The organism is Bradyrhizobium uaiense, from assembly GCF_010811875.1.
Classification (GTDB): Bacteria; Pseudomonadota; Alphaproteobacteria; order Rhizobiales; family Xanthobacteraceae; genus Bradyrhizobium; species Bradyrhizobium uaiense.
Window position 1 is genome coordinate 1 of the sequence record NZ_VKHP01000479.1, and the last position, 1,811, is coordinate 1,811.

Annotated in this window: 2 protein-coding genes; both read left to right on the forward strand. The window is 65.5% G+C overall.

The features are described 5' to 3' along the window. Positions 1 to 106 precede the first annotated feature (106 nt). Positions 107 to 1,168: a phosphate acyltransferase PlsX gene (gene plsX / locus FNJ47_RS45920; protein ID WP_163163377.1), complete on the forward strand. Its 1,062-nt coding sequence runs from the start codon at positions 107 to 109 to the stop codon at positions 1,166 to 1,168. Next, a partial coding sequence (locus FNJ47_RS45925; protein WP_163163379.1) for a beta-ketoacyl-ACP synthase 3 occupies positions 1,165 to 1,811 on the forward strand: 647 nt, incomplete at its 3' end. The genes plsX and FNJ47_RS45925, both read left to right, overlap by 4 nt.

Here is a 1,811-nt window from a genome sequence, read left to right on the forward strand (position 1 = left end):
GGCCGGGACCCGATTTGGTGTTTGGCCGTGCGCCGTTGACGGCGGTGACTTCAAGCTCGCGGTCTTCGTCTGAAGGGCTGTGGGAGAGCAGGCTTCCGGGACGTTCATGCCTCAAAAGGTTCGAATCGCGCTTGACGCCATGGGGGGCGATGTCGGCGCATCGGTCGTCATACCCGGCGCCGCGATTTCGTTGAGCCGTCATCCCGACAGCGAATTCCTGCTGGTCGGAGACCGGGCCCAGATCGAGCCGGAGCTGGCCAAGCATCCGGCGCTGAAGGCGGTATCGAAGGTGATCCATACCGACGTGGCCGTGAAGAATGACGAAAAGCCGAGCCAGGCGCTGCGGCGAACCCGCCGTGCCTCGTCGATGTGGCTCGCGATCGACGCGGTGAAGCATGGCGAGGCCGATGTCGCGGTCTCCGCCGGCAACAGCGGCGCGCTGATGGCGATGGGGAGCCTCAATCTTCGGACGTTGCCCGGCGTCGACCGCCCGGCACTCGCCGCGGTGTGGCCGACGCTGCGCGGCGATTCCGTGGTGCTCGATCTCGGCGCCACGATCGGCGGCGACGCCCGTCATCTGGCGACGCTGGCGGTGATGGGCAGCGCCATGGCGAGCGTGCTGTTCAACCTCGAACGGCCGACCGTGGGCCTGCTCAACATCGGGTCCGAGGAGATGAAGGGGCATGGGGAAATCCGCGAGGCGGCCGAGATGCTGCGCGCGATGAACTCGACCCAGTTCAACTATGTCGGCTTCGTCGAGGGCGACGCGATCGGCAAGGGGCTGACCGACGTCATCGTGTCGGAAGGTTTCAGCGGCAATATCGCGCTCAAGGCCGCCGAGGGAACCGCGCGCCAGATGTTCACGCTGCTGCGCGAGGCGATGTCGTCGAGCTGGCTTGCGCGGATCGGCTATCTGCTTGCCCGCGGCGCGTTCCAGAAGCTGCGCGACAAGCTCGATCCCAACAAGTCGAATGGCGGCCTGCTGCTCGGCCTCAAGGGCGTGGTGGTCAAGAGCCACGGCGGCACCAACGCGGAAGGCTTTGCCTATGCGGTCGATGTTGGCTATGAGATGGCCCACTTCGATCTCCTCACCAAGATCAATCAGATGTTAAACCGCGACGGTAGCGCGCTGGTGCAGGCGCAAACCGCGCAGGAGGCTGTCTCGTGACTGCGATACGTTCGGTAGTGCTCGGCTGCGGCTCATATCTGCCGGAGCGGGTTTTGACCAATGCCGAACTGGCTGCTCGGATCGACACGTCGGATGACTGGATCGTGCAGCGCACCGGCATCAGCGAGCGCCACATCGCGGCGGATGACGAGTTCACCTCGCATCTTGCGATCAATGCGGCGCGTGCCGCGCTCGCCGACGCCAACATCGACGCCCAGTCGATCGACCTGATCGTGCTGGCGACCTCGACGCCCGACAACACCTTTCCGGCCACCGCAGTCGCAGTCCAGCACGCGCTCGGCATCAACCACGGCGTGGCCTTCGATCTGCAGGCGGTGTGTTCCGGCTTCGTCTTTGCGCTGACCACCGCGGATAATTTCCTGCGCGCCGGCAGCCACAAGCGGGCGCTGGTGATCGGGGCTGAAACCTTCTCGCGCATCCTCGATTGGAGCGACCGCGGCACCTGCGTGCTGTTCGGCGACGGTGCCGGCGCGGTCGTGCTGGAGGCGCAGCAGCATTCCGGCACGATCAGCGATCCCGGCGTGCTGACGACGCATCTGCGCTCCGACGGGCGCCATAAGTCCAAGCTGTTCGTCGATGGCGGTCCCGGCTCGACCAAGACGGTCGGATATCTCCGGATGGA

Excerpts from the sequence above, each read along its gene's own strand:
- plsX (WP_163163377.1), top strand. The coding sequence starts at position 107 with ATGCCTCAAAAGGTTCGAATCGCGCTTGACGCCATGGGGGGCGATGTC.